Below are 312 nucleotides of genomic sequence, written 5' to 3'. Positions count from 1 at the left end.
GTATACCACTTTCAGGAGTATAGATGGGCAGCACTCTAAAAGACGACATGTTGTACATGGGGATCGCACAGGCTGCGGCCACGATGTCTGTCGATCCAAAGCATCAAGTTGGGTGCGCGATTGTCACGCCCGACGACATGATCACGCTGGGTTGGAATGGTACACCTCCGGGACACGACAATGAGACGCGGGTTCCGAAGTTGGTGCGCTGTGAGCACGGCACCCTTCAGCTTCAAATGGCAACGAAGCCCACGGTTATGCACGCAGAGTTCAACGCGCTCACCAAATTCTCGGGATCGACGGCAAGTGCCG

At 55.8% G+C, this 312-nt stretch carries 1 protein-coding gene; it reads left to right on the top strand.

Features of this window, described 5'->3' with window-relative positions:
• Positions 1–23: 23 nt before the first annotated feature.
• Positions 24–312 (top strand): cytidine/deoxycytidylate deaminase family protein (locus AC1RPT_RS07925; protein WP_481763008.1); only part of this gene is annotated, 289 nt, incomplete at its 3' end.

This window comes from Dellaglioa sp. CoH-56-MRSF-11, assembly GCF_056782135.1.
Note: the sequence above shows the minus strand (reverse complement) of the source record. Positions and strands in the feature narration are given on the sequence as shown.